20 protein-coding genes are annotated in these 26031 nt (G+C 43.8%); 12 read left to right on the top strand and 8 right to left on the bottom strand.

All coding sequences use genetic code 11. The features are described from left to right. Window positions 1-196 precede the first annotated feature (196 nt). Together JKJ11_RS22495 and JKJ11_RS22500 are read right to left on the bottom strand one after the other, a co-directional pair. Window positions 197-673 (bottom strand): methylated-DNA--[protein]-cysteine S-methyltransferase, encoded by a 477-nt coding sequence (locus JKJ11_RS22495; RefSeq protein WP_236109284.1) that lies wholly within the window; start codon window positions 671-673, stop codon window positions 197-199. Further along, on the bottom strand, window positions 670-2043 hold the full coding sequence (locus JKJ11_RS22500; protein ID WP_252039244.1) for a DNA-3-methyladenine glycosylase 2 family protein: 1374 nt from the start codon (window positions 2041-2043) through the stop codon (window positions 670-672). Before JKJ11_RS22500 ends, JKJ11_RS22495 begins: the two co-directional genes overlap by 4 nt. Before the next feature lie 269 nt (window positions 2044-2312). Here JKJ11_RS22500 and JKJ11_RS22505 point away from each other — a divergent pair, with 269 nt between their 5' ends. Both JKJ11_RS22505 and JKJ11_RS22510 read left to right on the top strand, forming a co-directional pair. Beyond that, a complete protein-coding gene (locus JKJ11_RS22505; RefSeq protein WP_031493109.1) occupies window positions 2313-2708 on the top strand; it encodes a MaoP family protein in 396 nt (131 codons plus the stop codon). Window positions 2709-2901: 193 nt separating this feature from the next. Then, complete coding sequence (locus JKJ11_RS22510) at window positions 2902-3798, top strand: GGDEF domain-containing protein (protein ID WP_124941506.1); 897 nt, start codon at window positions 2902-2904, stop codon at window positions 3796-3798. A gap of 81 nt (window positions 3799-3879) precedes the next feature. Here JKJ11_RS22510 and JKJ11_RS22515 read toward each other — a convergent pair whose 3' ends face one another. Further along, a complete protein-coding gene (locus tag JKJ11_RS22515; protein ID WP_252039245.1) occupies window positions 3880-5505 on the bottom strand; it encodes a polysaccharide lyase 6 family protein in 1626 nt (541 codons plus the stop codon). Between the two features lie 122 nt (window positions 5506-5627). Then, on the bottom strand, window positions 5628-7403 hold the full coding sequence (locus JKJ11_RS22520; RefSeq protein ID WP_038222000.1) for a sodium:solute symporter family transporter: 1776 nt from the start codon (window positions 7401-7403) through the stop codon (window positions 5628-5630). A 1254-nt stretch (window positions 7404-8657) separates the two neighbouring features. Here JKJ11_RS22520 and JKJ11_RS22525 point away from each other — a divergent pair. Beyond that, on the top strand, window positions 8658-9344 hold the full coding sequence (locus tag JKJ11_RS22525; protein WP_006070275.1) for an oligogalacturonate-specific porin KdgM family protein: 687 nt from the start codon (window positions 8658-8660) through the stop codon (window positions 9342-9344). A 59-nt stretch (window positions 9345-9403) separates the two neighbouring features. Here JKJ11_RS22525 and JKJ11_RS22530 read toward each other — a convergent pair whose 3' ends face one another. The 3 genes from JKJ11_RS22530 to JKJ11_RS22540 all read right to left on the bottom strand — a co-directional run bounded on the left by JKJ11_RS22530 (window position 9404) and on the right by JKJ11_RS22540 (window position 12897). Further along, window positions 9404-10108, bottom strand: coding sequence for a 3'-5' exonuclease (locus JKJ11_RS22530; protein WP_110165266.1), 705 nt, complete (start codon window positions 10106-10108; stop codon window positions 9404-9406). 27 nt (window positions 10109-10135) lie between these two features. Continuing rightward, a complete protein-coding gene (locus tag JKJ11_RS22535) occupies window positions 10136-12043 on the bottom strand; it encodes a DUF294 nucleotidyltransferase-like domain-containing protein (RefSeq protein WP_252039246.1) in 1908 nt (635 codons plus the stop codon). Between the two features lie 134 nt (window positions 12044-12177). Next, complete coding sequence (locus JKJ11_RS22540; RefSeq protein ID WP_006070272.1) at window positions 12178-12897, bottom strand: FadR/GntR family transcriptional regulator; 720 nt, start codon at window positions 12895-12897, stop codon at window positions 12178-12180. 330 nt (window positions 12898-13227) lie between these two features. Between JKJ11_RS22540 and JKJ11_RS22545 the strand changes: the two genes are divergently transcribed. The 9 genes from JKJ11_RS22545 to JKJ11_RS22585 all read left to right on the top strand — a co-directional run bounded on the left by JKJ11_RS22545 (window position 13228) and on the right by JKJ11_RS22585 (window position 23801). Then, a complete protein-coding gene (locus JKJ11_RS22545) occupies window positions 13228-13944 on the top strand; it encodes a FadR/GntR family transcriptional regulator (protein WP_252039247.1) in 717 nt (238 codons plus the stop codon). A 22-nt stretch (window positions 13945-13966) separates the two neighbouring features. Next, entirely contained in the window at window positions 13967-14287 is a 321-nt protein-coding gene (locus JKJ11_RS22550; protein WP_006070270.1) for a cupin domain-containing protein, read from the top strand. Window positions 14288-14721: 434 nt separating this feature from the next. After that, window positions 14722-15318 (top strand): transcriptional regulator BetI, encoded by a 597-nt coding sequence (gene betI / locus JKJ11_RS22555; RefSeq protein ID WP_006070269.1) that lies wholly within the window; start codon window positions 14722-14724, stop codon window positions 15316-15318. Window positions 15319-15337: 19 nt separating this feature from the next. After that, window positions 15338-16798, top strand: a complete 1461-nt coding sequence (betB, locus tag JKJ11_RS22560; RefSeq protein WP_124941509.1) for a betaine-aldehyde dehydrogenase — start codon at window positions 15338-15340, stop codon at window positions 16796-16798. A 23-nt stretch (window positions 16799-16821) separates the two neighbouring features. Then, complete coding sequence (gene betA, locus JKJ11_RS22565) at window positions 16822-18510, top strand: choline dehydrogenase (protein WP_252039249.1); 1689 nt, start codon at window positions 16822-16824, stop codon at window positions 18508-18510. 37 nt (window positions 18511-18547) lie between these two features. Then, complete coding sequence (locus tag JKJ11_RS22570; RefSeq protein ID WP_006070266.1) at window positions 18548-19486, top strand: choline ABC transporter substrate-binding protein; 939 nt, start codon at window positions 18548-18550, stop codon at window positions 19484-19486. Window positions 19487-19536: 50 nt separating this feature from the next. Further along, window positions 19537-20379 (top strand): choline ABC transporter permease subunit, encoded by an 843-nt coding sequence (gene choW, locus JKJ11_RS22575; RefSeq protein WP_252039251.1) that lies wholly within the window; start codon window positions 19537-19539, stop codon window positions 20377-20379. Window positions 20380-20381: 2 nt separating this feature from the next. Beyond that, complete coding sequence (gene choV / locus JKJ11_RS22580; RefSeq protein ID WP_038227515.1) at window positions 20382-21569, top strand: choline ABC transporter ATP-binding protein; 1188 nt, start codon at window positions 20382-20384, stop codon at window positions 21567-21569. Window positions 21570-21800: 231 nt separating this feature from the next. Next, complete coding sequence (locus JKJ11_RS22585; protein ID WP_006070263.1) at window positions 21801-23801, top strand: methyl-accepting chemotaxis protein; 2001 nt, start codon at window positions 21801-21803, stop codon at window positions 23799-23801. A 432-nt stretch (window positions 23802-24233) separates the two neighbouring features. On the opposite strand, the gene JKJ11_RS22590 is transcribed toward JKJ11_RS22585, so the two are convergent. Then, complete coding sequence (locus JKJ11_RS22590; protein WP_252039254.1) at window positions 24234-25991, bottom strand: sodium:solute symporter family transporter; 1758 nt, start codon at window positions 25989-25991, stop codon at window positions 24234-24236. Window positions 25992-26031: the final 40 nt, after the last annotated feature.

Genomic DNA, 26031 nt, shown 5'->3' on the forward strand with positions numbered 1-26031 from the left:
TACTCATATAGTATTTTCATTTTGCAAATACAGATGCATTTTGCAATTAGCCCTTATCTATATTTGCAAAAACGCATTAAAAAAACCATAGCAATATGAAATCAGTATCTAAGCAACCTGCTATTTATAAAACAGTACCAATAGATAAGAGACTAAATACCCTACAATGCTCCAACATTTTAGGTTCTCTGTTGTGTTAGAGCTTAATTCCTTCAAGCTCCAGCAGCTTTCTTTTTCGTTCAACTCCGCCAGCATAGCCTGTCAATGTACCACTTTTCCCAATTACGCGATGACAAGGAACGATAACTGAGATGGGGTTTTTTCCATTTGCAGCTCCAACGGCTCTTACGGCTTTAGGTTTGCCTATTCGATTCGCTAACTCTTGGTAACTTATCGACTCTCCGAAAGGGATATCACACAACGCTCGCCAAACAAGCTTTTGAAAATCAGTTCCTTCAGCTGCTAAGGGGAGATCAAATGACTGTACCTTGCCTTCAAAGTAACAAGAGAGCTGTTTAGAAGCTTCAGCCAAAATTGGATGCTCGGGAGCTAGTGAGCCCAGAACATCGGGCAATGTAGTATGCTCTTCAAACCAAAGTCCTAGCAGACCATCATCGTTCGCTTGAATAGTGACATTCCCAAGTGGGCTTGGTGTTATTAGGTAGTAGTTCATGAAAAATGACTCCAACAATGTAATGTAGCGTAGCTTCCCCAAGGTGACACATTCGCAGCGTTCAATTGTGGGTGCTCAGCAAGGTATTTTTTAACGATCAAATCTGTATCAAGAAACAAGTTGGGCTCGGAGGCTCCCCTCATCTTTGCATAACTAATGGTCCATGGACCTATGCCTTTTAGAGCCAACCAGTTATCTGGTGTGTCCTCGGGCGAATTGGTAATATGATGAGCCAACCGGGCTAATGTCTCTTTTCGACTGTTTGGCATTTTAAGAAAACTAAGGTCGGAACAGGCGACGACATCCGCACTAGGAAAAACTCGCTGCCCAGATACCGTATGATCCAAAGTGTCAGTCAGCAAGTTAAGCTGCCCTATAGCTGCTTTTACCGAAACCTGCTGCCCAACTACAGCTCGAACACCCGCTTCCCAAGTCGACCACACACCAGGAAGCCGCAGCCCTGATTTAATAACTAATTGGTCGTCGTACTTCGATAGCAACTCTTCAATCAAAGCCACATCGGTGTTTAAATCGAAGACTCTTTTTATATTGCTCATCAACCAAGACAGTTTTGTGACATCTTCCAATTCAAATTCCACTTTGATTGTTTGCTTGCCCTCCACATCAGCGTGTAACTTGAACCAAGCTAAACTACCATCAATCTCCACATAACGAGCGTAGCTGTATTGCGTCACTTCTTCTACGCCTTCTATTGCTCTTAAACGATAGAAATCGAGTAACGACTCCCAGTGATATTGACCTCGGTAAGCCAAATGAATCACATTGCGACCGCTGTCATCTTGCCTTGCATGGTGACGCCTCATTTCTGAAGGCGTCAATTTAAGATACTTCTTAAAGGCATCATTGAATCGTCGAGTACTATTAAAACCGCTGGCAAAACCAACATCAGTTATTGATAGTGAACTGTTGTGAAGCAGTTGTTTGGCAAACATTAATTGATGATATTGAGCATACACCTTGGGTGACATACCCAGGTGGTTTTGAAATAGTTGTCTTAAGTATCGACTGGTAACGCCGAGCCTATCTGACAACGTTTCCAAATTGGAGTGCTGTAATGCCCCCTGCTCGATCAAACTTAATGCTCGTCGAAAACTGGTTTCTTTACCAAGCCAGGCCCACGAATTAGGCGCACTATCCGGACGACAGCGCAAACAAGGTCGATATCCTGCCTGCAACGCTACAGGCGCCGTAGAGAAATACTCAACATTCTCCTCTCGTGGCAAGTTTGCTGGACAAATAGGGCGGCAAAAAATGCCCGTTGTCTTCACTGCCACAAAAAATACGCCATCAAACCTTGGATCTCTTGATAATCGGGCAACAGAACATTGCTCTCTACTAAGTGACTCCATACCTGCCTCTAACCTTGCCTACTCTATCGCCAGTGTAACGCACATTTTGCATCTTACTAGCCACTTTCGGAACTCAAGGGCGACATGAAATCTTCATCAAACCATCACACAATATTAAAAAACCCAAGTAAAAGTAGCGTCTAACCAATGAGTTAATGAACAAACCAAAAAACGTTGAAAAAATCGATGGGTAGAATTTCAAAAACCTTACATCCTCTGTCTATACTGAGGCTGAGTTCGATGATTAACGTCATTTTATGAGGGTGGCTATGTCAAATGTAGATTTTCGTCTTGGAAAGAGACCTTTTTACGATAACAAGCGGTTTCGACGTGGATTTGCTAAATCTGGCGATTTTACTTTAGCTGAAGAAGATATCTTGATTCGCTTTGGAGATACGATGAGTTTGCTAGAAAGTGGCGAGCTATCTCCGGAATCGGATTCAGAAAAACACTTTCTAGAAGTGCTCCAAGACGAAAGTCATGCAGAGAGCAAACTAGAAAAAACATGGTTGAAATACATACACCTTGCACGCGATAGGAAAAGGTTTCATGCATTAAATGGTAAGAAATCTGAGCCAGAGACAATCAATGAAGATGTGGACTATGACGATTCAGATGTGCTCAGTGATGACATAACTGATGAGAATATAGATTCTGACAACTAGTTTTACAGGGAAACCAAGGCTCTCCAGCTTGTCGTAAATATATGTGATAGCTTATACAACTAGCTGTCACATATAGCTTTTAAACCTATTTCTCGATCTCAACCTCAGCTTTTTCTATCACCTTTGTTATTTATTTTTTGCTTATATACTCTATTGTTAATAAAGTAAATTATAAAAATATTCGTGGAAGAGCATGCTTACTGAATTAGACGAAGTATATGAGGTGCTTTCTTGTTTACCTGACCCTGTCTTCATAATAAGTGAAGAAGGAGAATATGTTGATTTTCTTGGCGGGACTGATACTCAGTCGTATCATGACGGCAGTGTACTGATTGGGCAAACTCTGCACTCGGTAATGCCTTCCGAGCAAGCCGACTGGTATATCAGTCAAATCATCACATCACTCGATAATAATCAGGTCATGACTGTCGAATATGATCTATGCGTTGAAGATCTTAACGGCATTGACCCCAAATCGGGTCCAGCAGGCACATTAAGGTTTGAGGGCAAGATCTTTCCGCTTTCTTTTACCTGTAAAAACCAAAGGGTAGTTTGTTGGCTCACTCGAAACATATCGAAGCGCCATCGCCTTGAACTAAAGCTCCGTAAACAGAGTGAATCCGATCCACTCACACAAATAGCTAATCGCCGCTATTTTTTCTCCACATTAGCAACCATAACTAAAAGCACGACCCCACACTGTTTATTGTTGATGGATATTGATTACTTCAAAAAGGTCAACGATACCTATGGACACCTAGCTGGGGATAACACGCTAAAAGAAGTAGTTGCTCGAATACAAGATATCATTCGGCCTGATGATACTTTCGCCCGAGTAGGTGGCGAAGAGTTCGCACTGCTTCTACCTGATATTGAAGAGCACACGGCTTACGAGATTGCGGAACGCATTCGCTGTACCATAGCCGATACTCCTTTCCACTATGAACAGCAGACCTTTTCGATAACATTGAGCGTTGGCATAACCCAAGCTCGCTATCAAGAGCGAAATAATCATATTTTTTCAAGAGCGGATGACGCGTTGTACATTGCAAAGAGCCGAGGTAGAAATCAAAGTATGGTATTAAGTTAGCCGATCAGAACAGAGTACTCGGCCACTAAAAAAGCGGCCACTTGACCGCTTTGACTTTACCTTACGAAATTTCCTGACAGGTTACTTGTTGCTATTCACTAATACGTAAGTCGGCCCGGCACTATCAGCGGTAATCAATTGCAACTCAGAGGTGTTTGCCCCTGCTCCTTGGTATTGATTAAACCCGTTTTCCAAGGACATGTTTGGAAGTGTTAGTGAGTAATTTTCTAACTGCTCTTGCCCTACTATAGTTGAGGTGTAAAACTCATTATGGTAACTGGCATCAACCAGAGGAAACTGCTCTGTAGCTCGTACACTCACAAACTCTGGGTTTTGTGAATTGTCGACGACATTGTTGTTAAATCGAATATCAACACCAGCAAAAATATTGTCTACTTCGGCATTATTGAACAAGCTAACACGGTGAGATTGATTACCGTAGACAATGCCCCACTCGGTATCAACAAACGTGTTGTTCTCTATGTCGATGTTCTTTGGTGTCCATTGCTTGTTTAGCTCTTTTCCTTTTACAGACTGGTCAAGCTGCTCGCCGTTTTTTACGTCGATAATCCCTGTATTAATGACAATACCACCTCGAAGATCAGCGTTACCTTCAATTAGTCCATCACGCCCACGTGTGTTAGCAAAGTAGTTATTGCGAATCACATGATCTTCATCGTAGATGCGCACACCACCTGTTAGCAATTTCTTGTTTCCAAGAATAACGTTGTTCTCTACCTTATTACCTTTACCATGTCTCAATGAAATCAACGCTGCACTTTCGAATATTGTGTTACCCGAAATCTCGTTATCACCCGACTTGATCGAGATAAGTTCACGTTCTCCATCCATATCTACGAGCAAATTATCGACAAACTTAGAACTAGAATCCCATTGCGAAGATTTCGAGTCACCAATTCGAATCGCTTCCCAGCTGTTACCGTTGTAACGAACGGCTTCTTTTATATCTAACTCATTAAACTGGTTCTGTTTTTGGTCAACAAAAATATTATGAGCAATAAGGTGGTTATCTGGCGTCTCATCTTTCTGAACACCAATCAAAGTGCCACGTTTTTGCTTTCCTTCAAATCGATTATTGATGACTTTTCCATCTTTACCCCATAAGGACACCCACAGGTATTTAGGATATTCAGAACGACGCTCATCAGGTTCGTACGCATAATCATGATTGAAGTAATAGAATGTGGAATTTTGCAGTGTGTTTCCGTTACCCATCATGCGAACTCCGCCGAAACGTTCCGCCGGGCCGCCTTCAGTGAACACCAAACTATCTAGCGTCACGTTGTTACCTGTTAGTTCAAATTGAACCAGACCAGTAAACCAAACCGCTCCTGCAGTTTCGGCCTTAATCGTCACACCATTTGCCGCAATTGTTACATGCCCCAAATTGGTATATTTTCCATCTGGAATCGTAATCACCTCACCATCTTTTGCATTCTCAAGTTGAGATTTAAGTGCGTTAACCTGTTGGTCTGACTTGGACTCAAGCATCGCACCATCAACATCAACCAATCTGTCACTCGACAAAAGGTAATCGCGTGTCACTTCATTAAACGCCATAGGCACAGACGCTTGAAGCATCGTTTTATTAGCGTGAGTAGTGTCAGCATTCGTGTTACCGCAACCAACCAGCGCAACTGAGGCGAATACTGCCGTTAAAGATAAAGCGAGGACATTTTTTTTCATGTGATTCTCTTTATGAATTCTTGTTGGATTAGATTTAACAATGGACTTGCTTGAACGTTGCAAGCATTAGAAAGGTTGAAAGCGGCTGGAATCAGCCGCTCAATATTTATGAATAAAGCACTCTAGTTTTCGGTAGCTACGTTGGCTTCAGCCGCACTTTCCACTTTGTCATCCACTGCTTTGACGAGCAGTAAGCCGACTGCAAAGACGATGCTGCCGCACAGAACAAACACGAAACGCCCCCACAATGGATTTGGCAAGACGAACATCGCCATTACACCAACACCAGCAACGGCGATCAATGAACCCAACATACGACGTTGTCTATTATCAAGCTTCTTCTGTTCAGTACTTTCTGCCACAAGAGGTGTCGCTAGATTGTTGAAGAACTTGTCGACGTCTTTTTCACGATGCTCAGGTAAAGGCTTATAGAACAACGTTGAGAGTACAAAGAAACCTGCGGTGAAAATCATGTGACCAATCAAGCCAATAGCGACTTTTAAATCAGCCCATTCACGACCAGTCAACTCATTAAGACCGAACCAGTTTTGAATCATGTCTGCCGTAATGACAAAACCGACGAAATAAGAGACAAAGCCACCGACGACTAGCGTTCCCCAACCCGCCCAATCCGGCGTTTTACGAATGAAGAAACCACAGAATGCAGGAATAGTCATTGGGAAGCCGATCAAAGCGCCCACGTACATCATAGTGTCGAAAAGGCTTAAACCTTTAAGGGAGTTAATAAACAGAGCGACTAGAATAATAGCAATGCCGAAGAAAGTAGACGTCAGCTTAGAAACCACGACTAGCTCTTTTTCATTGGCATTTGGACGCAGAATCGGCTCATAAAAGTTCTTAACAAAAATCCCTGAGTTACGGTTCAGACCAGAGTCCATGGAAGACATGGTCGCTGCGAACATCGCTGCAATCAAAAGACCAACCATGCCCACTGGCATATACTCTTGAACGAAGTAAAGGTACGCAAAGTCGCTCGCTTTAGAACCAGCTTCTGGGTATTGTGCCGCCAAGTCCACACCTTGACCTGCAATAAACCATGAAGGCATAAACCAAATGATTGGCCCAAGCGTCATCAACACACATGCCAAAAGTGCAGCTTTACGAGCGTTATTTGAGTCTTTTGCAGCCAAATAGCGATATGAATTCAACATGTTGTTAGTAATGCTAAACTGCTTTAGGAAAATAAATACAGCCCAGATACTGAAGATACTTAAATAGTTGAGGTTATCACCGGTAACAAATGACTCGGTTGGGAAGTTCTCAACGATATTTGAAACACCACCACCATGATAAACCGCAACAATTGCACACGTTACCGTTACGGCCATGATAATGACCATTTGCATGAAGTCAGAGGCAATGACGGCCCAGGAACCACCGGTCACAGACATGACAAGAACCACAAGGCCGGTAAGAATAATGGTTGTGGTCATATCGAATCCAAAAATACCAGAAGCGATGATGGCGAGACCATTCAGCCAAATACCTGCCGAGATAACACTGTTAGGCATCCCTGACCACGTAAATACCTGTTCATTTACTTTGCCAAAACGCATACGTATCGCTTCGATGACAGTGACGACACGCAACTGACGGAATTTAGGAGCAAAGTATAGGTAGTTCATTAAATAGCCAAATGCGTTGGCAATAAAAATGATGGCAACGGCAAAACCATCGGTAAACGCTTTGCCCGCAGCTCCGGTAAATGTCCAAGCGCTAAACTGCGTCATAAATGCCGTTGCACCAACCATCCACCAAAGCATGCTACCGCCCCCACGGAAGTAGTCACTTGTAGTGCTAGTAAATGTTCGAAACATCCAGCCTATTGCTATAAGAAATAGGAAATAGATGCCTACAATTAGGGTATTGAGATCCATCTTGAAACCTTTTGATATGTTATTCGGTTACGTTAACTATACGTCCACACCTTACAATTTGTAGTACAATATAATTATTACGTGAACAAGATCGTTTATTTAGCCATCATTATTGTATTACATATGATCCGTATCATATTTTAAAGAATATCGAGATCCACATCACAATCGAGAGACAACCCCACAATTTAAAAAGCAAAAACAATCAGTTAAACAAAACCATAATCGAAACTAATGATTTATAAATTAAGGAAATCATAAGTAAGTGAGACAATTTATTGTAAGACATAAAAAAACACCCTCGCATCACCTGTAATAATGCGAGGGCTAAAACGACATTAGGAGATCCATTGTCAATGTAGAGTGACGTCGACATTAACTCCGGGGGTGTTTGAGTGAGGTGGTAAACAACACTCTTATACTTATCAAGTAGGTTTTGGAGAATCATCCCATTCGCTTGGGGTCGTATGGAATAATCTGAACGCTTGGCTGCTTTGCCACATCCAAGCTAATTCTGACACTTCGTGTCGTGCTCTACCAAAGCAAATTAATATTAATGTATTACAAATAAAATTAATGCGACATGGATCATGTTTTGGAAAGGTGTAGAACTCTTCCGCGACTGCCACATCAAAAAATCACATTAAAACACTGAAATGAAACAATTTAACTCTCAAACCTCTCAACCTAAGTCTCGATAGAAAACTCTCTTCCAAGTATTTTTGATACTGTCACCTCTCTTTCAACACGTCAAAATCTGCACATTTGTAGTATTTATAAAAGTCGTGAGTGTATTTTTGTGCATACTCTGTCTCTATCCCATCATTAACAACAAACTAAATCACCAACAGTTTGTTGCTGTGGTCTGAGAGCAAATCTATTCGACAACATTCCAACTTTAATGGTATTCGAGTTGGAAGTAGAAACCTCCCTCAATAGGATAATTCGAAGGCTTCAATTGGATAAAAATCAACCGCACCACAGCACTATTGTGATTTAATAGTATAAATATATATAAAAATTACTTTACCTACATCACATATCTTATTGTTAAATTCGATAGAGGCACAACTACACAAAAACAGATAAAAACCTATATATCAATAGCATAGTTTAATTTATTGCAGTAAACCGTATGAAAGGCATTGCCAAAGGACGGCCAATCCCGATCCGTATCACATTAAAAACATAGAAAACCCCTTATCATATTTGTCATACATTACCACAAACTAAAAATCTTAAGGGTTAAATAAGATGAGCACTTTAAACAAAGTAACAGTGGCATTAGTTTCTGTGTTCGCGACAGCAGCGGTAAGCGCAGCTTCTTTAGATATACGTACTGAGTACAAGCACACAACGGAGCAACATGCGACGCGCATCAAAATGGGAGACAGCATCGGTAACTTCTACTATAGCGGTGAGTTAAAGTTCAAAGGAGAAGATGGCGCGTTTCTTAAAGACTTGCAAAATAATGGTTGGGAGCTGGATTTAGGTTATCGTTTTAAGATTAACGACAACTGGACTATCCAACCAGGTATGCCTATCGAAGCTCGTTCGGCGGGTATGACTTACAAACCACAGCTTCGCGTGACTTACGCACTGGATAGTGTTGAAGGACTCAGCTTAAGTGGTCGTTATCGTTATGACATTCGTCAAAACAACGGTGAAGACGCACAAAATGAACGCCGTCATCGTCTAACAGCTAACATCAATTATTCAGTAAACGAGTGGCGCTTTGGACTTGAAGGTAACTACTATAAAGCAGCAACAGATGGTTATATCTTGTACAACGGCAAAGACACAAACTACGAGCTAAACGCCACAGCACGTCGTAGCTTCGGCCAATGGGCACCGTACGTTGAGTTTGGTGATGTGAACGTCGATTCTGTTACAGATCGCCGCGAACTACGTAGCCGACTGGGTGTCACATACAGTTTCTAAGGCGTAATTCAAGAATCAGTAAATAGAGGTGTCTTGATAGGCACCTCTTTTTTACCCCCTTATTGGCTCAGTCGGTACAATTTTCCAATACAAGGGTGCTGTTTGTTAAAAAGTCGAGTCGACTGAGCCAAAAACAACTCTGCAGTTGCAATGGCATCAATTAAGGCCTCATGCCCATTATACTCAGGTAGTCCGTATCGCTTCCTAGTCTCAGACAGACGAACATCGATCTCAGCATCTTTATTCACCGCTAACGCCATCGACTTTTCAATAGCTAGTGTATCCAGCCACATCACTGGCAGATCTGACACTCCATACTTCTGAGTTAAATATTCATCAACAAATGCCGCTTCAATCATCGAACCGTGTGCAATCAGTATTTTGTTTTTTGCTGCTTGAAATAACTGTGTCATCGCAGAATCTAATGAAATTCCATCTTGCAACATTTCAGGCATGATATGGTTTATGACCGCGGTTTCCGCCTTAACCTCATTTGGCGACTCAATAAACAGCTGTTTTGCACTAGCAACATTGACCGTAAAGTTGGCAATTTCTACCCAACCTAAACTAAGAATGGTGTTGGTATTGGCATCTAACCCAGTCGTTTCAAAATCCAACACTAGGTACTCGACTTCTGTTGCTAATACCTCCATTCTCGGCGGTTGCTCACTTAACAAGTTTCTCAACTCATTGGGTATCTTTTGATTGGCGAGATATCGCTGCCTTTGCTTGAGATAATGGTTATAAACGTGAAATTGATTCATCACGCTTTTCAAAACACCAGCCACTAGTTACAACCTCCCACCAAACCGGAGTTTAACCGCATCTTGCAACGTAGAAATGATTCTAAATGCATCTTTCAAGTTGCCACGTTCAAAACTGCCAAATGAATCGGGATTGATGTGATTATCCGGCTGCTCACCTCGTTTTAGCGCTTGTAGCTGATGATGCTGTCTAAACATAAGAATGTAATGGTAAGCATTGATAATGTTTTTATATGAGTCATCACTTAACATGCCTTGCTCATTGGCTTGAGTGAATCGTTCGTCGGTATTCGACGAGTCGCATTCTACGGCAAGACCGTAAATACGCGCTAAATCAATAACGAGGTTTATCGCGTATTTTTTTATATTCAGAGTTTTCTTGTTCTCGCCTGTTTTTTCCAGCACTAGGCTGTTAAAAACACCAAGAGGGGGTGACGTATTAATAGCATCTCGAGTCAAAATCCCTAAAAACTCACGGTTGCTACGAATGTTGGAGTGAAGTTCATCGCGTAATATATCGGCATAGCTCGCTTCACCATAAACACAGCGAATTTCCAAGAACACGCTGATATTCAAGAGTCTTTCGTACTCAGGGTTCGATACCCATTTTTTATAATAGTGTTTCCATGTCGACAATGGCTGACACCATTTGGGCGTAGCTGCCATATATTTACCCGGACACAAGGGATATCCGCAAGCAGCAAGCCCATTTGAGACATACTGTGATAAGTGCCGGAAGTAGACTTTGTCATTCTCGGTCGCCTCATCACTAAGAATGATTGCATTGTCTTGATCTGAAAGCATGTGAACTTCATTTCGAGCGTGAGAGCCTGCAACTATCCACGAAAACTGACATGGTGGCTCCCCCAGTTTATCAATCGCAATCTGAATAATTCGACGATTGTACGCATCCATAATCATCGACATTACCCGACCTATGGTCTCAGGTGCGACATTTCCTTCTACTAGGGCTTCAAATATGGCCTGACGTTCCGTGGTGAAACTCGCCATGTTACGAACACTGGTAGCGTATTTGATTTTTTCGATAAGAAATATTGCTTGCATGCGATGATTCTGCACCAAGTGCGAAGTGGTCAGCAGGCCCACCACTTTACCCTCAGAAACAACGGGTAAACCCCGAACATTATGTTGCATCATCAATGATGCGGCATGCAAAACCAGATCGTTTGGGCTGACTGTTAGTGGATTAGGCGTCATCACATCCCTAATCGGAGCGCTGTTATCATGGCCTTCTGCGATGACTCGTTTGGTCATATCACGATCCGTCATTAGGCCAACTAACTTGCCGTTGTCGCACACCACCGCAGTTGAAGATCGTTTAACAACTCGCATTTCGTGTGCGACATCTTTAATCGACATAGAGGCATCAACAATCGCAATGACTCCACTCGCCACGTCAGACACCTTTTTAATAAACAGACCTTTTTCTTTATTGGACCAAACAACATCTAGTGCAGATTTAAGGCGAACTTGCGCTTGAGAAGCAAAGTGTTCCGCGTACTCTGGATTACGTTTAAAGATGGTTTCAAGCGTAGAATGAGGGATTAAATATAGAAGCGTATTTTCGATGGCAACCGCTTGATAACCCGACTCTTTAGAAACTTGATCATCGAGAAAAGTAAAGCCAAACAAATCTTCACTTCCCAGTCTTGCGCGAAGAACGCCATCGGGTTTGCGTTGCTCCATAGAGCCAGTTCGAATGACATATAGAAACTTCTGTTGGCTTTTCGGCAAATTCTCCCCTTCTCCACTAAGCCCAGATTGCCCGTTACAAGGGTCAATCACCTCACCCTTACCCAAATAAGTGATTTTTATTTCCGCGGCTACCTTACGAACCAGCTCTTTGGGAAGTTTATCGAACGGATCAACGCTACATAGAAATTGCGTGATATTGGGTAGAAGCGCGTGAGGCATGTGAAGTCTCCAACTGACATTTTGTATTATTATATCAATAGAAATTTCACAATGGTGCACTTTGGATACAAAAAAGGCAGCTTATATGCTGCCTTTTTCTTCAAATTGTTAACAAGCGCGCTCATCTCTTGGTGTTAACTTGCTACAGGAAGCCTGTGGTTTTCTTCGCGTAGATGGTTTGCTGACGCCTCACGAGCTTTGTCACTATCCCCTGCCATGATCGCTTCGTAAATAGCTCGGTGTTCGTTGATACACGTCGAGCCGCCGTCTGAAGAGAACTGGATAAAGTTAACGAACATAGTGGTAAGAATATTGCCAAACGGGAGATAAAAGTCATTGCCCGTCGCATTAAAAATCAAACTGTGGAAACGAGTATCAACATCTAACCATTTAGACTGCTCAAAGTTTTCTTCTTTAGACACTTCGACCATTTCTTGGAAGGTCGCAGACAACTCGATTCGTTGCTCTGCAGACGCGAACTTGGCCGCTAACGCACATGCTTCTGGTTCAATAGCACGGCGCAGTCCAAGGAACTGACCGCAGAACTGTTCTACATCGTTAAGACCATCCATCCACTCGATCAACTGTGGATCGAGAAAGTTCCAGTACGCGCGATCAACAACACGTGTACCAATTTTAGGTCTAGATTCAAGCAAGCCTTTTGACGTCAATAGCTTAACTGCTTCACGAAGTGCAGTACGGCTTATACCAAATTGTTCACACAACGCCATTTCGCCTGGAATAATTGAACCTTCCGGCAAATCACCAGAGAGAATACCTCGAGCAATTTCACGAGCGACCTGGACGTGGATACTGCGCTTTGAACCCGTAATAGAATTAAACTTACCTGACATATCTTTATCGCTTACTTAAAGTGTTTATGTATTATTTTAGCAGCTATTCTATCACTAAACTTTCCAGAATAGATGTGATACATCGCATTTATTCAGTGTAAATGTCTTACGTTTTGCCCCAATTAACCACCCTATTACCCAATAACCGGCTAATTTACGTGTTACCCATCACATAATCCGAGTCTCATGCTCAGTTTGCGACCTAGAATTGTTTTTTTACTATTTTGTCCATTGACGCCATTAAGTGATATTGTATGATTATATGGTTACTACACAAACACACGTGAACTTAATTGACGTGTGAACCTAACAACCAACAAGGTCAGAACTATGGCTACGTTCCATACCGTGGCAGACTCTAGCAGAAGAATTCACGTTCAAGTGGCAAAAGAAATCGCCAGCAAAATCCTTACCGGTGAATTAGAAGAAGGTGAAAAGTTACCGAGCGAGTTAGAACTTTGCGAGAAGTTTGGCATCAGCCGTACTGCACTTCGTGAGTCCACTAAACTACTTTCTGCCAAAGGCTTAATCGAGTCAAAACCTAAAGTCGGGACCAATGTGACAGCTCGTCACCATTGGCACTTTCTCGACCCTCAATTTCTTGACTGGGTAAAAGACACTGAGAATGTCCAACGCTTCCTCACCCAATTTTTGGGACTTCGAAAAGCGATTGAACCAGAAGCCTGCTCCATGGCAGCGAGAAATGCCTCTATCGAGCATCGCAAGGCACTGTCTGTCTGTTTTCAAAACATGAAACAGGCCGCGTTTAATCACGACTACACAGCGTGGACACATAACGATCATGCCTTTCACAAAACGATATTCTTAGCGACAGCTAATCCGTTTTACGTCCCTTTTGCCAATATTCTTGAATCGCTTTTTAAGACTTTTATCGATGAAGCTGCCGTGGGCGGGCGATTCTGTATTGAAGAGCATGGGGATATTTACGACGCAATTATGACTGGCGATGCAGACTCTGCAAAAATCGCATCACGCCAATTATTAGATGATCACAACCAAAGACTTGCCCTATTAGAGGCGGTTTAAACCTGATTTAGAGGAAACAGCAATGTTCGTATACAACAAAGATGTAGCATTAGAAGATCAAGGTGGCGGCCTACGCCGCAAAGTGTTGGCGCATTGTGAAAACATGATGACCGTAGAAGTGCACTTCGAAGATGGAACGGTTGCACCAATGCACAACCACCCTCACGAGCAAATTACCTATGTTGTCTCTGGTGAATTTGAATTCACAGTAGGTGAAGAGACAAAAATCGTCAAAGCGGGAGATACTGTTTATAAAGTGCCAAACATTATGCACGGCTGTAAGTGCTTAAAAGCCGGTATCTTAATTGATAACTTTACCCCAATGCGTAAAGACTTCATTTAAACGCTAACGCAATGGGCAGTAGAGACTCTCTTAACTGCCCATTGCGCTTCTCCAAATGACCCTTCTTAGTGACTCTCTTGCGTTGTTATTTCTTAATAGTTCGTACTCTAAATATTTATTGAGCCAAGTCAGCCTACTCAATATGGTTTTTCCGCTGAACCGAAATTCCAAACCTTTCACTCCCAGACAAATTACAAGCCAAAGCAATCATTTTAAATCAATGAATTAGATGGCAACAAATCAACTATACAGTTTGGTTTAGCACTTTTATTGACCTGTTTCTTTGGTGTCGAATGATAGACCCACTCTTTGATTGTGTTAAAAAATGTTTACTTACTGGTTACGCAAAAAGTGAGATTTAATTTGAACTCAAATCTTTTTTCAGGCATTTTATATTTAACTGAACGTTCAATTAAAAATAAAAAGGAGTTCAAATGCCGAAGGTTGGCATGCCATTAGTCAGGAAACCACAGCTAGTTCAAGCAGCCATGTCTGTTATAGATCGTGTGGGCTTGCACGCCGCGAGTATCTCGTTAATTGCCAAGGAAGCCGGCGTCTCTACAGGTATCATCAACCACTATTTTGGTGGTAAACACGGCCTTCTCGAAGAGACCATGCGAGAAATCCTAAGGCAGCTTTCTAGAACCGTGACATCTCACCTGAGTCAAATCCCCAAAACAGAACACGTCAAACGTATCAATGCCATTATTGACGCCAATTTCGTAGGATTTCAGGCAGAAAATAAAGTGGCGAAAACTTGGTTAGCGTTTTGGTCTTATTCAATGCACGACGCCCAGTTGAAGCGCCTACAACGTGTCAATGAAAAACGCCTGTTATCGCACCTTAAGATTGAACTCAACACTTTGCTCACACCGGAACAAGCCGATGTCGTTGCTAACGGTATCGCTGCGCTTATCGATGGAATTTGGCTAAGAGGCACCTTGACACCAGAAGGTATTGACGCTGAAAAGGCCCGTTTCATCATCAACGATTATCTAGATAAGCAACTCACTTTTTACTCATTAAAATAATCATAAGTCAGACTTTCAAATGGATATGAAAACACTCTACATCGACGGACAACTTCAACAAGGCTCATCCGACGAATACTTTACGACCTATAATCCTGCTAACGGTGAGCCCTTAGCTGAAATCGTCCAAGCAAATTCTGAGGACTTAGCGTTTGCTATTGAATCTGCTAAAAAAGGCTTCGCCATTTGGTCTGCGATGAGCCCCATTGAACGCAGTCGAATTCTTCTCAAGGCAGTGGCATTGCTGCGCGAACGCAATTCTGAACTCGCTGCTCTCGAAGTTACTGACACCGGAAAACCACTACAAGAAGCCCTTGAAGTGGATATTGCCACTGGTGCCGACGTCATCGAATACTACGCTGGTCTCGCTCCAGCATTGCAAGGTGAGCAACAACCACTTAGCGAGAATCAGTTTTTCTACACCAGACGTGAACCTTTAGGCATCTGCGCGGGAATTGGCGCCTGGAACTACCCGATTCAAATTGCTATGTGGAAGTCTGCACCGGCACTTGCTGCGGGTAATGCCATGATTTTCAAGCCTTCGGAAGAAACGCCTCTAAGCGCACTAAAGCTTGCGGAAGTCTATAGTGAAGCGGGAGTACCAGATGGTGTGTTCAATGTGATTCAAGGTGATCATCGGGTTGGTCAGATGCTGACAGCACATCCTGATATTGCCAAAGTTTCCTTTACCGGTGAATCAGGTACAGGGAAGAAAGTCATGGCTGATAGTGCTCGAACCCTTAAACACGTCACCATGGAGCTTGGCGGTAAGTCTCCAATGATCATCTTTGAAGACGCTAAACTGGATGACGCAGTATCTGCCGCTATGGTCGCGAATTTCTATACCCAGGGCGAGGTCTGCACTAACGGCACCCGCGTCTTTGTACATCAATCTATATACTCAGCCTTTATTGAGCAGCTGAAATCCCGCACTGAAAAACTGATCGTTGGCGACCCGATGGACAGCAAAACTCAAGTTGGTGCCCTCATTTCAAAAACACATTTATCTAAAGTTTTAGACGCCATTGAAAGTGCTAAGAAAAGTGGCGCAACCCTACTGACTGGCGGTTATCAGGTGACTGAAAATGGGTTAGACAAAGGTAACTTCGTCGTGCCAACTGTCTTCGTCGATTGTGACGACAACATGCCGCATGTACAGCAGGAGATCTTCGGACCTGTAATGTCAGTACTTACTTTCAATGACGAACAAGACGTTATTGCACGCGCTAACGACACCGATTATGGATTGGCCGCTGGACTTTTCACTCAAGATTTATCACGAGCACATCGCGTTATTCATCAAATGCAAGCTGGTATTTGCTGGGTGAACACATGGGGTGATTCTCCAGCAGAAATGCCCGTAGGCGGATATAAGCATTCTGGTATTGGCCGTGAAAATGGACCTGAGACCTTAAGGCATTACACCCAAACTAAGAGTGTTTTAATCGAGCTTGGCGAATACGTCAGCCCTTACGCCTAACGATGAGTTTACGGAGACAGATTATGGAACAACGCTACGATTATATTATCGTCGGCGCGGGATCGGCTGGCTGTGTGTTGGCAGACCGACTAACGGAAAGCGGTGAGCACTCTGTATTACTGTTAGAAGCAGGTGGCAGCGATAAAAGTATTTTTATTCAGATGCCAACAGCCCTCTCTTACCCAATGAACACCGAAAAATACGCTTGGCAATTTGAAACCACTGAAGAGGCGGGTCTAGATGGACGCAAGCTACATTGTCCTCGCGGTAAAGTGCTTGGCGGTAGCTCATCCATTAACGGAATGGTGTATGTTCGCGGGCATGCTTGTGATTTCGACCAATGGGAACAGCAAGGTGCAAAAGGTTGGAACTACCAGTCTTGTTTACCCTATTTCCGCCGCGCAGAGTCTTGGGATGGTGGCAGCGATGAGTATCGTGGTGGGGACGGCCCAGTTGGCACTTGCAATGGCAATAACATGACTCGTAACCCACTCTATCAAGCCTTTATCGATGCAGGCAAAGAAGCCGGTTACCCTGAAACTCAAGACTATAACGGTTATCAGCAAGAAGGCTTTGGTCCGATGCATATGACCGTTGATGGTGGGGTCCGAGCTTCTACATCCAATGCCTATCTAAAACGTGCCCTCAAGCGCCCTAACCTCACGCTGATTAAAGGTGTCGTGGTTAATAAAGTCCTATTGGAAGCTAAACAGGCTGCCGGCGTCCAGTATGAAAAGTCTGGTATTGTCGTCGATGCCAAAGTAAACAAAGAGGTCATTTCTAGTGCTGGTTCTATCGGTTCAGTGCAGCTCTTGCAGCTTTCCGGAATCGGTCCTAAGAAGGTGTTGGAGCGCGCAGGCGTGACGGTAGAACATGACCTCGCTGGTGTAGGTGCTAATCTTCAAGACCACCTTGAAGTGTATTTCCAATACCACTGCTCTCAGCCAATCACGCTAAACAGCAAACTCGGTTTGGTGAGCAAAGGGCTTATTGGCGCAGAATGGATTCTTACTCGCAAAGGCTTAGGTGCGACCAACCACTTTGAATCTTGCGCGTTTATTCGTTCTCGTAAAGGACTGAAGTGGCCCAACATTCAATACCATTTTCTTCCAGCTGCCATGCGCTATGACGGGCAAGCGGCGTTTGATGGGCATGGTTTCCAAGTGCATGTGGGGCCTAATAAACCCGAGAGCCGTGGCACCGTAGAGATTCGTTCGGCAAATCCGCATGACAAGCCATTAATTGAGTTCAATTACATCTCGACCGAGCAAGATCGCCAAGATTGGCGAGACTGCATTCGCCTGACTCGTGAGATTCTAAATCAACCCGCAATGGATGCCTACCGCGGTGATGAGATTCAACCTGGGCTCCATATTCAAAGCGACGACGCTATCGATGAGTGGGTAAAGCAGAACGTAGAAAGCGCATATCACCCTTCTTGCAGCTGCAAAATGGGAGCCGATGATGACCCACTAGCTGTACTCGACGAGCAGTGCCGCGTTCGCGGTATCAAAGCACTACGCGTGGTCGATTCTTCCATTTTCCCAACGATTCCAAACGGCAATCTTAACGGTCCAACCATCATGGTTGCCGAGCGCGCTGCCGACATCATCTTGGGCAAGCCTCTTCAACACGACAAACAACCTGTTTGGCTCGCCCCGAACTGGGAACAAACACAACGAATAGGCTCTCCATTGAGAGAGCTGGACTAAGTCCACCAAAGTCAGCCAAAAATAAAAAGGAAATAGCATGTCAACGATGACAAAAACACTCTCAGCACTCGCTCTTAGTAGTCTGGCGATGAACGCCTATGCCAACCAATGTGAAACGGTACGTTTTGCCGATGTTGGTTGGACAGACATCACTGCAACCACTGCGGTCACTACGGAACTACTAAAAGGGATGGGTTATAAAACCAAAACCGATCTTCTGTCAGTACCTGTCACTTACTCTTCAATGGCGAACGGTGATATCGATATCTTCCTTGGCAACTGGATGCCTACGATGGAGGGAGATATCGCTAAATATCGTGAAGCCAAAACCGTAGAAACCGTTCGTGCCAATCTAGAAGGTGCTAAGTACACCCTAGCCGTGCCTAAATATGTCTATGACGCTGGCGTAAAAAGCTTTGCTGATCTAGCCAAACATGCCGACAAATTCCGCGATCGTATCTACGGCATTGAACCAGGCAACGATGGTAACCGCCTTATTCAATCCATGATCGACAGTGACGCTTTCGGCCTCAAGGACTTTAACTTAGTCGAATCTAGTGAAGCGGGCATGGTATCTCAGGTTTCTCGCGCTGCACGCCGCAACCAATGGATTGTGTATTTGGGTTGGGCACCACACCCAATGAACAGCAATATCGAAATGGAGTATCTCTCTGGCGGTGACGATTACTTCGGTCCTAACTACGGCGGTGCCAACGTTTACACCAACGTGCGTGCCAACTATCTATCTGAATGCCAAAACGTGGGTCAACTGCTGAAAAATCTAGAGTTCAGCCTTGAGATGGAAAACCAATTGATGGAAGCCATCTTAAATCAAAATGTACAACCGTCAAAAGCGGCACAGCAATGGATGAAGGCAAATCCAAAGCAAGTAGAAGCTTGGCTATCTGGCGTAACAACTCTATCGGGTGAAGACGCAAACGCAGCAGTACAAAGCTACATCGACTCAAAAGCGTAATTCAAAATGAGTGGGCATAACTGTCCACTCGAAAACACTAAGGTTGTATTGTGAATTTTATTACTGACAACAAAATCCCTCTGGGTCAATGGATGGAAGCAGGTGTCGACTGGCTGACATTCAATGCCGCAGGCCTATTCGACGCAATTTCTATCTTCCTTGAAACCATCATTTTGTTCGTCATTGATGTGTTTAAATGGATGCCACCTGCAATGCCGATCATTATGACCGCAGCCATTGCTTGGTATCTGCACCGTAGTATCCCTTTGGTACTATTTGTCATTGGTGCTTTGCTGACGATTTTGAACCTTGGCTACTGGCAAGAAATGCTAGAAACCTTTGTTTTGGTGTTTGCCGCGACAACGATTTCTGTATTAATTGGCGTACCTCTTGGCATCATGGCAGCACACCGCCCTTGGCTGTATACGTTGCTGCGCCCCATTCTTGACTTAATGCAAACCGTCCCCACTTTCGTCTATCTGATTCCAACTTTGGTTCTGTTTGGGCTGGGTATTGTTCCTGGATTGATCTCCACCATTATTTTCGCCATCGCCGCGCCAATTAGACTAACTTACCTTGGCATCACCAAAGTACCGGAAGAGTTGGTGGAAGCAGGCAAGGCATTTGGTGCCACACGAATGAAGCTGTTGTTTAAAGTAGAACTGCCAGCGGCCATGCCCAGCATCATGGCTGGCGTGACCCAATGCATCATGCTGTCTTTATCCATGGTGGTCATCGCCGCTCTCGTCGGTGCGGATGGACTGGGTAAACCCGTCGTTCGAGCCCTAAATACGGTCAATATTTCTCAAGGATTTGAAGCCGGATTAGCGATTGTCCTAGTTGCTATTATCCTAGACCGACTCTGTAAATCGCCGAATCAAAAGGAAGCCTAGTCATGGATGCCATTACGATTAAAAACCTAGACGTTGTCTTCGGTGATAAACCGCAATTAGCGCTTGAGCAACTTGACCAAGGCAAGACTCGTCAAGAAATCATCGACCAAACCTCGCAAGTCGTCGGGGTCGATAATGTGTCGATGAGCGTAAAAGAAGGTGAGATTTGCGTCCTGATGGGACTTTCAGGCTCAGGTAAGTCCAGCTTACTCCGTGCAGTCAACGGCTTAAACACCATCTCCCGAGGCTCATTAGCGCTGAAAAATGGTGACGATTATGTTGATTTAGCCACTTGTGATGACGAAACGTTACGTCACCTACGTACTCATCGTGTTTCTATGGTCTTTCAGAAATTTGCTTTGATGCCTTGGCTAACCGTGTTGGACAATGTAGCTTTTGGACTTGAACTGCAAGGCATGTCGAAGTCGACAAGGCGAAACAAAGCACGCGAGCAGCTAGAGCTTGTTGGTCTCTCTGAGTGGGAAGATAAGTACCCGCATGAGCTATCAGGTGGTATGCAGCAGCGTGTTGGACTCGCTCGTGCATTTGCCATGGATACTGACATCTTATTGATGGACGAACCCTTTTCTGCCCTAGATCCATTGATTCGAACCCAGCTTCAAGATGAGCTGATTCTTCTCCAAGAGAAACTCAATAAGACGATTCTATTCGTCAGTCACGATTTGGATGAGGCTCTAAAAATAGGCAACAATATTGCCATTATGGAATCTGGCAAACTAATTCAACATGCGAAGCCAGAAGAAATTATCCTCACACCAGAAAACGACTACGTCCGTGACTTTGTTGCTCACACTAACCCACTTAACGTACTTAAAGGCCGCTCATTAATGCAACCAGCAAGTGAGTTAAAGCAAGAACATGATCGTTTGCAGATCTGTTCCGATCAATCGGTTTGGGTCAATCAAGCGAATGGCAAACTCAGCATTGTTAAAGACGAGGAACTAAAGCTCGTCCATTGGGATGCAAATCGAGGTGATCTGACCCATATTGATCAAAGTACCGTCGTGGTCGCCAGTCCAGACATCGGTATGAGAGAGGCAATAGAACTTAAGCAGCGTAGTGGGTTACCGATTTTGTTGGTTGAGTCTGGTAGAGTCGTTGGCATTCTCGATGACAGCGAATTTTATGACGCATTGTTAGGTAACTTTAGTACTCACCAGGCAGCCTAACATGGCCAAGAAATGATCTCCTCCTTGTTGAAGCTTGGAAGAATCTCTCAATTTTATTGGCTATCACTTTGTTTTATAACCACAAAGTGGTAGCCAAAAAATTGACACTCATCAAACCATTGACGCTTCTCGTATCGTATCAAAGTTCTAATACCCTGACGTGTAATACGTGTATTGAACTCTGTAAAATCTTTAGGTTACGCATCCAGTTTTTTATACACGGTTTATACAATGCCTAACCTTCTTAAGTTACTTAATATTAAAAACACCATTCTCTTGGTTTTTCTAATTCCAACAACACTTTTGATGGGACTCATCGCTACCCAGATCTTCAAAGCCCAAGAACGTGCCGACCATGCCCAAGCATCACAAGAAGCAGTCGAGCTGTTCCATCTGTTCGATAACATTGCTCATCAATTTGCTGTTGAACGAGGATTAACGGCAGGTGTGGTAGCATCCAAAGGACAAGGGCCGCAAGTCACAGCACTTAAACAGCAAAGGGTGAAAGCCGATCAGGCGTATCAAAGTCTATTGGCCTTTGCACCACAAGTGTTGGACAAACAACTGATAGACCGTTTAAGCCAGGATGTTCGACAACAGTTGGAACAACGCAATAGCATTCGCCAGCAAGTTGATACTCTGAATATCAAGGATTCACCCTTTGCGTTTTACTCCAATATCAACCGCATGGCGCTTGATAATCTATCGGTAATTTTAACTCAGGTTGACGCACCAAAACTTGAACAGCAGTTACGTGGTCTACACGCCTTACTAGCTATGAAAGAGGAAGCCGGTAAAGCTCGTGGCGCTCTCAATGGTGCATTTGCCGGACAACGTTCAACACTGGATGCATACGCCAACATCACCAGTTATATCGCAACCGAAGCCTATGCCCTTCGTCAAGCAACGCTTCTGTTTTCCGCCGAGCAAGCTCATCAGCTATCCGCAATGACTAACAGTTCAAACTGGCGTGACGTGAATGCCATTCAACAAGATTACCTGTCACAGAAAACAACGCTGGACAACTTGCAAGGACCAAGTGCTTCTCTTTGGTTTGAACTTGCTACTAAGCGTATCGGACAGATTAAGTCTATGGCCGATTCCATTGCCAACGATATGACAGCACTGGCGTTACAAAACCAGCAACAAGCACAGCAACTAGTCTATGCGTATATCGCTTTAACATTATTTGTGGTGCTACCTCTCTCCATCATCGCATTCATGTCAACCAATCGCCTACATCGCCGTGTTAGTCGTTTTGTCGAACAAATCGATACCATTGCGCGCAGCAAGGATTTGAGCCTAAAACTGCCTTGTGAGCAAAAAGATGAACTTGGCAACATCGCTCACCACTTTAATCAGCTAACGGACAGCTTTGCATCGGCATTACAAACCTCTCTCGATGTCGCACAAAAAACTGAGCAAGAAATGGCAGAAATGAGTAGGTTGGTCGCCTCGACTCAAACCGTGAGTCAGCAAACTCATCTGCGTTGTGACAATATCGCAACGGCTATGACAGAAATGGCCCAAACCAGTCAAGAAATGGCGGGCATTACCGTAGAAGCCCAACAAAGCGCTGATAGCGCTCAGAATGATGCAATGCAGTGTCAAAGCCATGGGGAACATTCACTCTCGACCACGACCAAGTTAATTTCGAGTGTTGACGACACTTACACGTGTCTAGAACAGTTGGAAGTGAAGATGGCGAACGTGTCTGAGATTCTCGACAACATTAATGCCATCTCAGAGCAGACCAATTTGCTGGCGCTGAATGCCGCTATTGAGGCAGCACGAGCGGGTGAGCAAGGGCGTGGGTTTGCCGTGGTAGCAGACGAGGTTCGTTCACTTGCTCAGCGCAGCAAAGAATCAACTGAAGTCATCCGCAACCTTCTGGATGATATCTCTAGTAACGCGAAAACCTCATTTGAGAACATGCAGCAAAGTCGTGATGCCAGTTATTCGGCACAATCTATGGTATCGGAAACCAATGCCATGATCGAAACACTTATTGGCACCACCAAGAAGATCACAGACTACAACAGCAGTATCGCGACAGCGACTGAAGAACAAGCACAAACCACACAATCGGTTGAATCAGATATCGATAACCTGCTCTCTATGGTGGAGGAAACCGATAGTAATATTCAGAAAATGAACAAAGAAATGCACATTGTGAAACAAAGAATGGAAGAGTTAGTGTCGGAAGTTTCTCTATTTAAGCTAAACACCTAATCAAGTATAAAAGCAAAGGCCCTAATCAGTGATGACTAGGGCCTTTTGGATCGTCGTGACAATGCGTATTAGTCTTCAATTTTCGAGCGGTAAACAAAACCGCCGATAAAGACAACCAATACCAATGCTAGCGCTTCTAGAGTCGGGACATCGAACATGTATTTGCCTTATTGATGAGCTTGCCAAAACACTGCTGAAAATCCACAAACAAAAGCTAACGCTAATCCAATGAAAGCAATCGCTTCGTGTTGCTGCTGAAATATTTCCATAATGCCAAAACTGTATGAGGAAAAGGATCTCAATAGTGAAGCAACTATTTCAGCCCCTCAAGATGATAGATCTTTACCGACACCAGTAACTCTGATAAATAAAATTCACTCAAATTCTATCCTAGAGTGAAAATTCAACTAATGTATTGTTAATACGGTAATTTTAATGTGAAGTCGCATCTTCTAACTTGTCGTCATTATGTCTGGTTCGATATAAATGAGTACCAGCCAACACTATAAGAGCACCAATGACAACAAAAATACTGCCATCACGTAACGAGTCAGTCGTCATTGAAATAAGCACCACCAGCAATCCTAGCACTTGACACATTCTTCCTAGATAAGCGCCTTGACGAAAATCTACAGGTGCCTCTTCTTCTTTACTAATCGGCGTGAGTAAATTCTTTTTCAGCGTATTCAACTCACCTAATCTCGCACCAATCGGCTTTTGATAAAAATAACGTGTCATCATGAAGAACCCGCCGGTAATAAAGAGGTGAGCTAACATGGTCGCTGCGACTTGCAGATCCACTGTTTCACGATGGCTAAAGCTTGCTGTATCGAACAGTGGTAACAACCAATCCACTTGGAATATGAACTGCATAAATGCTGACACACAGAGTCCCACAGCAATAGTCGCCCAGCCAGACCAGTCTGGTGTTTTTAACGTCACAAACGCCAACAGCGATGGAATAGAAAGTGGTGTCTGTAGTAGCGCACCAAATAACATCATGATATCGAAGAAACTGTATTCTTTAATCGACGCAAACATCAAGGCAGCAAGAACGCAAAGCACACCATTCACTAATGTGGCTACTTGCCCCACGCGAAGCTGCTCTACTTCGTTAGCTTGAGGTTTAATAATGGATTGATAGACATTACGCACGAAAATACCTGCATTACGGTTCAATGCTGTTGTCATTGGAGAAATCGTCGCAGCAATCATTGCAGCTAATACCAAACCTAACATCCCAGCAGGTAAGAAGTGGTCAATATAGTAAACATATGCAGCGTTATTGGCACTCGTGCCTAACGTTGGATAATACGCCATCAAGTCAACACCCATTGCTGCTGTTGCCCATGGCGGCACGAACCACATAACAGGTCCAACAATGAAAAGAATACCCGTAACCAGAGCCGCTTTTTTCGCTTCTTTCTCATTGGTTGTCACCAAAAAGCGGTAACAGGATAATGCGTTATTGGTGTTCATGGTTTGCTTCATCATCATAACCACGACCCATAACCAGAAGATCTGCCAATAACTGATGTCATGCCCCATATACGTTTCAGTCGGGTATTGACTAATTAGTTCAGATGGACCACCAATTTCAATGAGTGCGTAAACGCCAACCGCCATCGTAATAGCCACCAGCAAAATCAGTTGAATCACATTCGTCGCTGATACCGTCCATGAGCCGCCACTCACCGCAATAAACGTCACCAAGCAACCAACACCAATAATGGTAACCATTAAATCGATATTAAATACCGCAGAAGCAAAGATCCCTAAGCCATTGAGCCATATTGCACCAGATAAAATGGTAAGAGGAAAAGAAATCCAAGTGTAGACCTGCTCTGAACTACGACCAAAACGAACCTTAATCACTTCCATCGCCGTTTCAACGCGTAGCTTTCGATAGCGTTCGGCAAAATACCAAGCCGCTACAAAGAAACCGAGTGCGTTGCCCCAGAAGATAAATAGCACAGTTAGGCCATCCTCATAAGCTTTTGCCGCAGCACCAGTAAATGTCCACGCGGAGAACTGAGTCATAAAGGCCGTCGCGCCAGCCATCCACCACATCATCGCTCCACCACCACGAATAAAGCCAGATGAGTCAGTAGTAAAACGCTTGAAAGCTAACGCAGCGAACAGCACAAAAGCAAAATAGCCAATGACAATCACACCATCAAGAGTGTCCATAGTTCCCCTTTTAAATTGCTAAAATCGTCAACGCAAAAAG

Origin of the sequence: Vibrio sp. SCSIO 43133 (genome assembly GCF_023716845.1) — a bacterium.
In the GTDB taxonomy this organism is placed as follows: domain Bacteria; phylum Pseudomonadota; class Gammaproteobacteria; order Enterobacterales; family Vibrionaceae; genus Vibrio; species Vibrio mediterranei.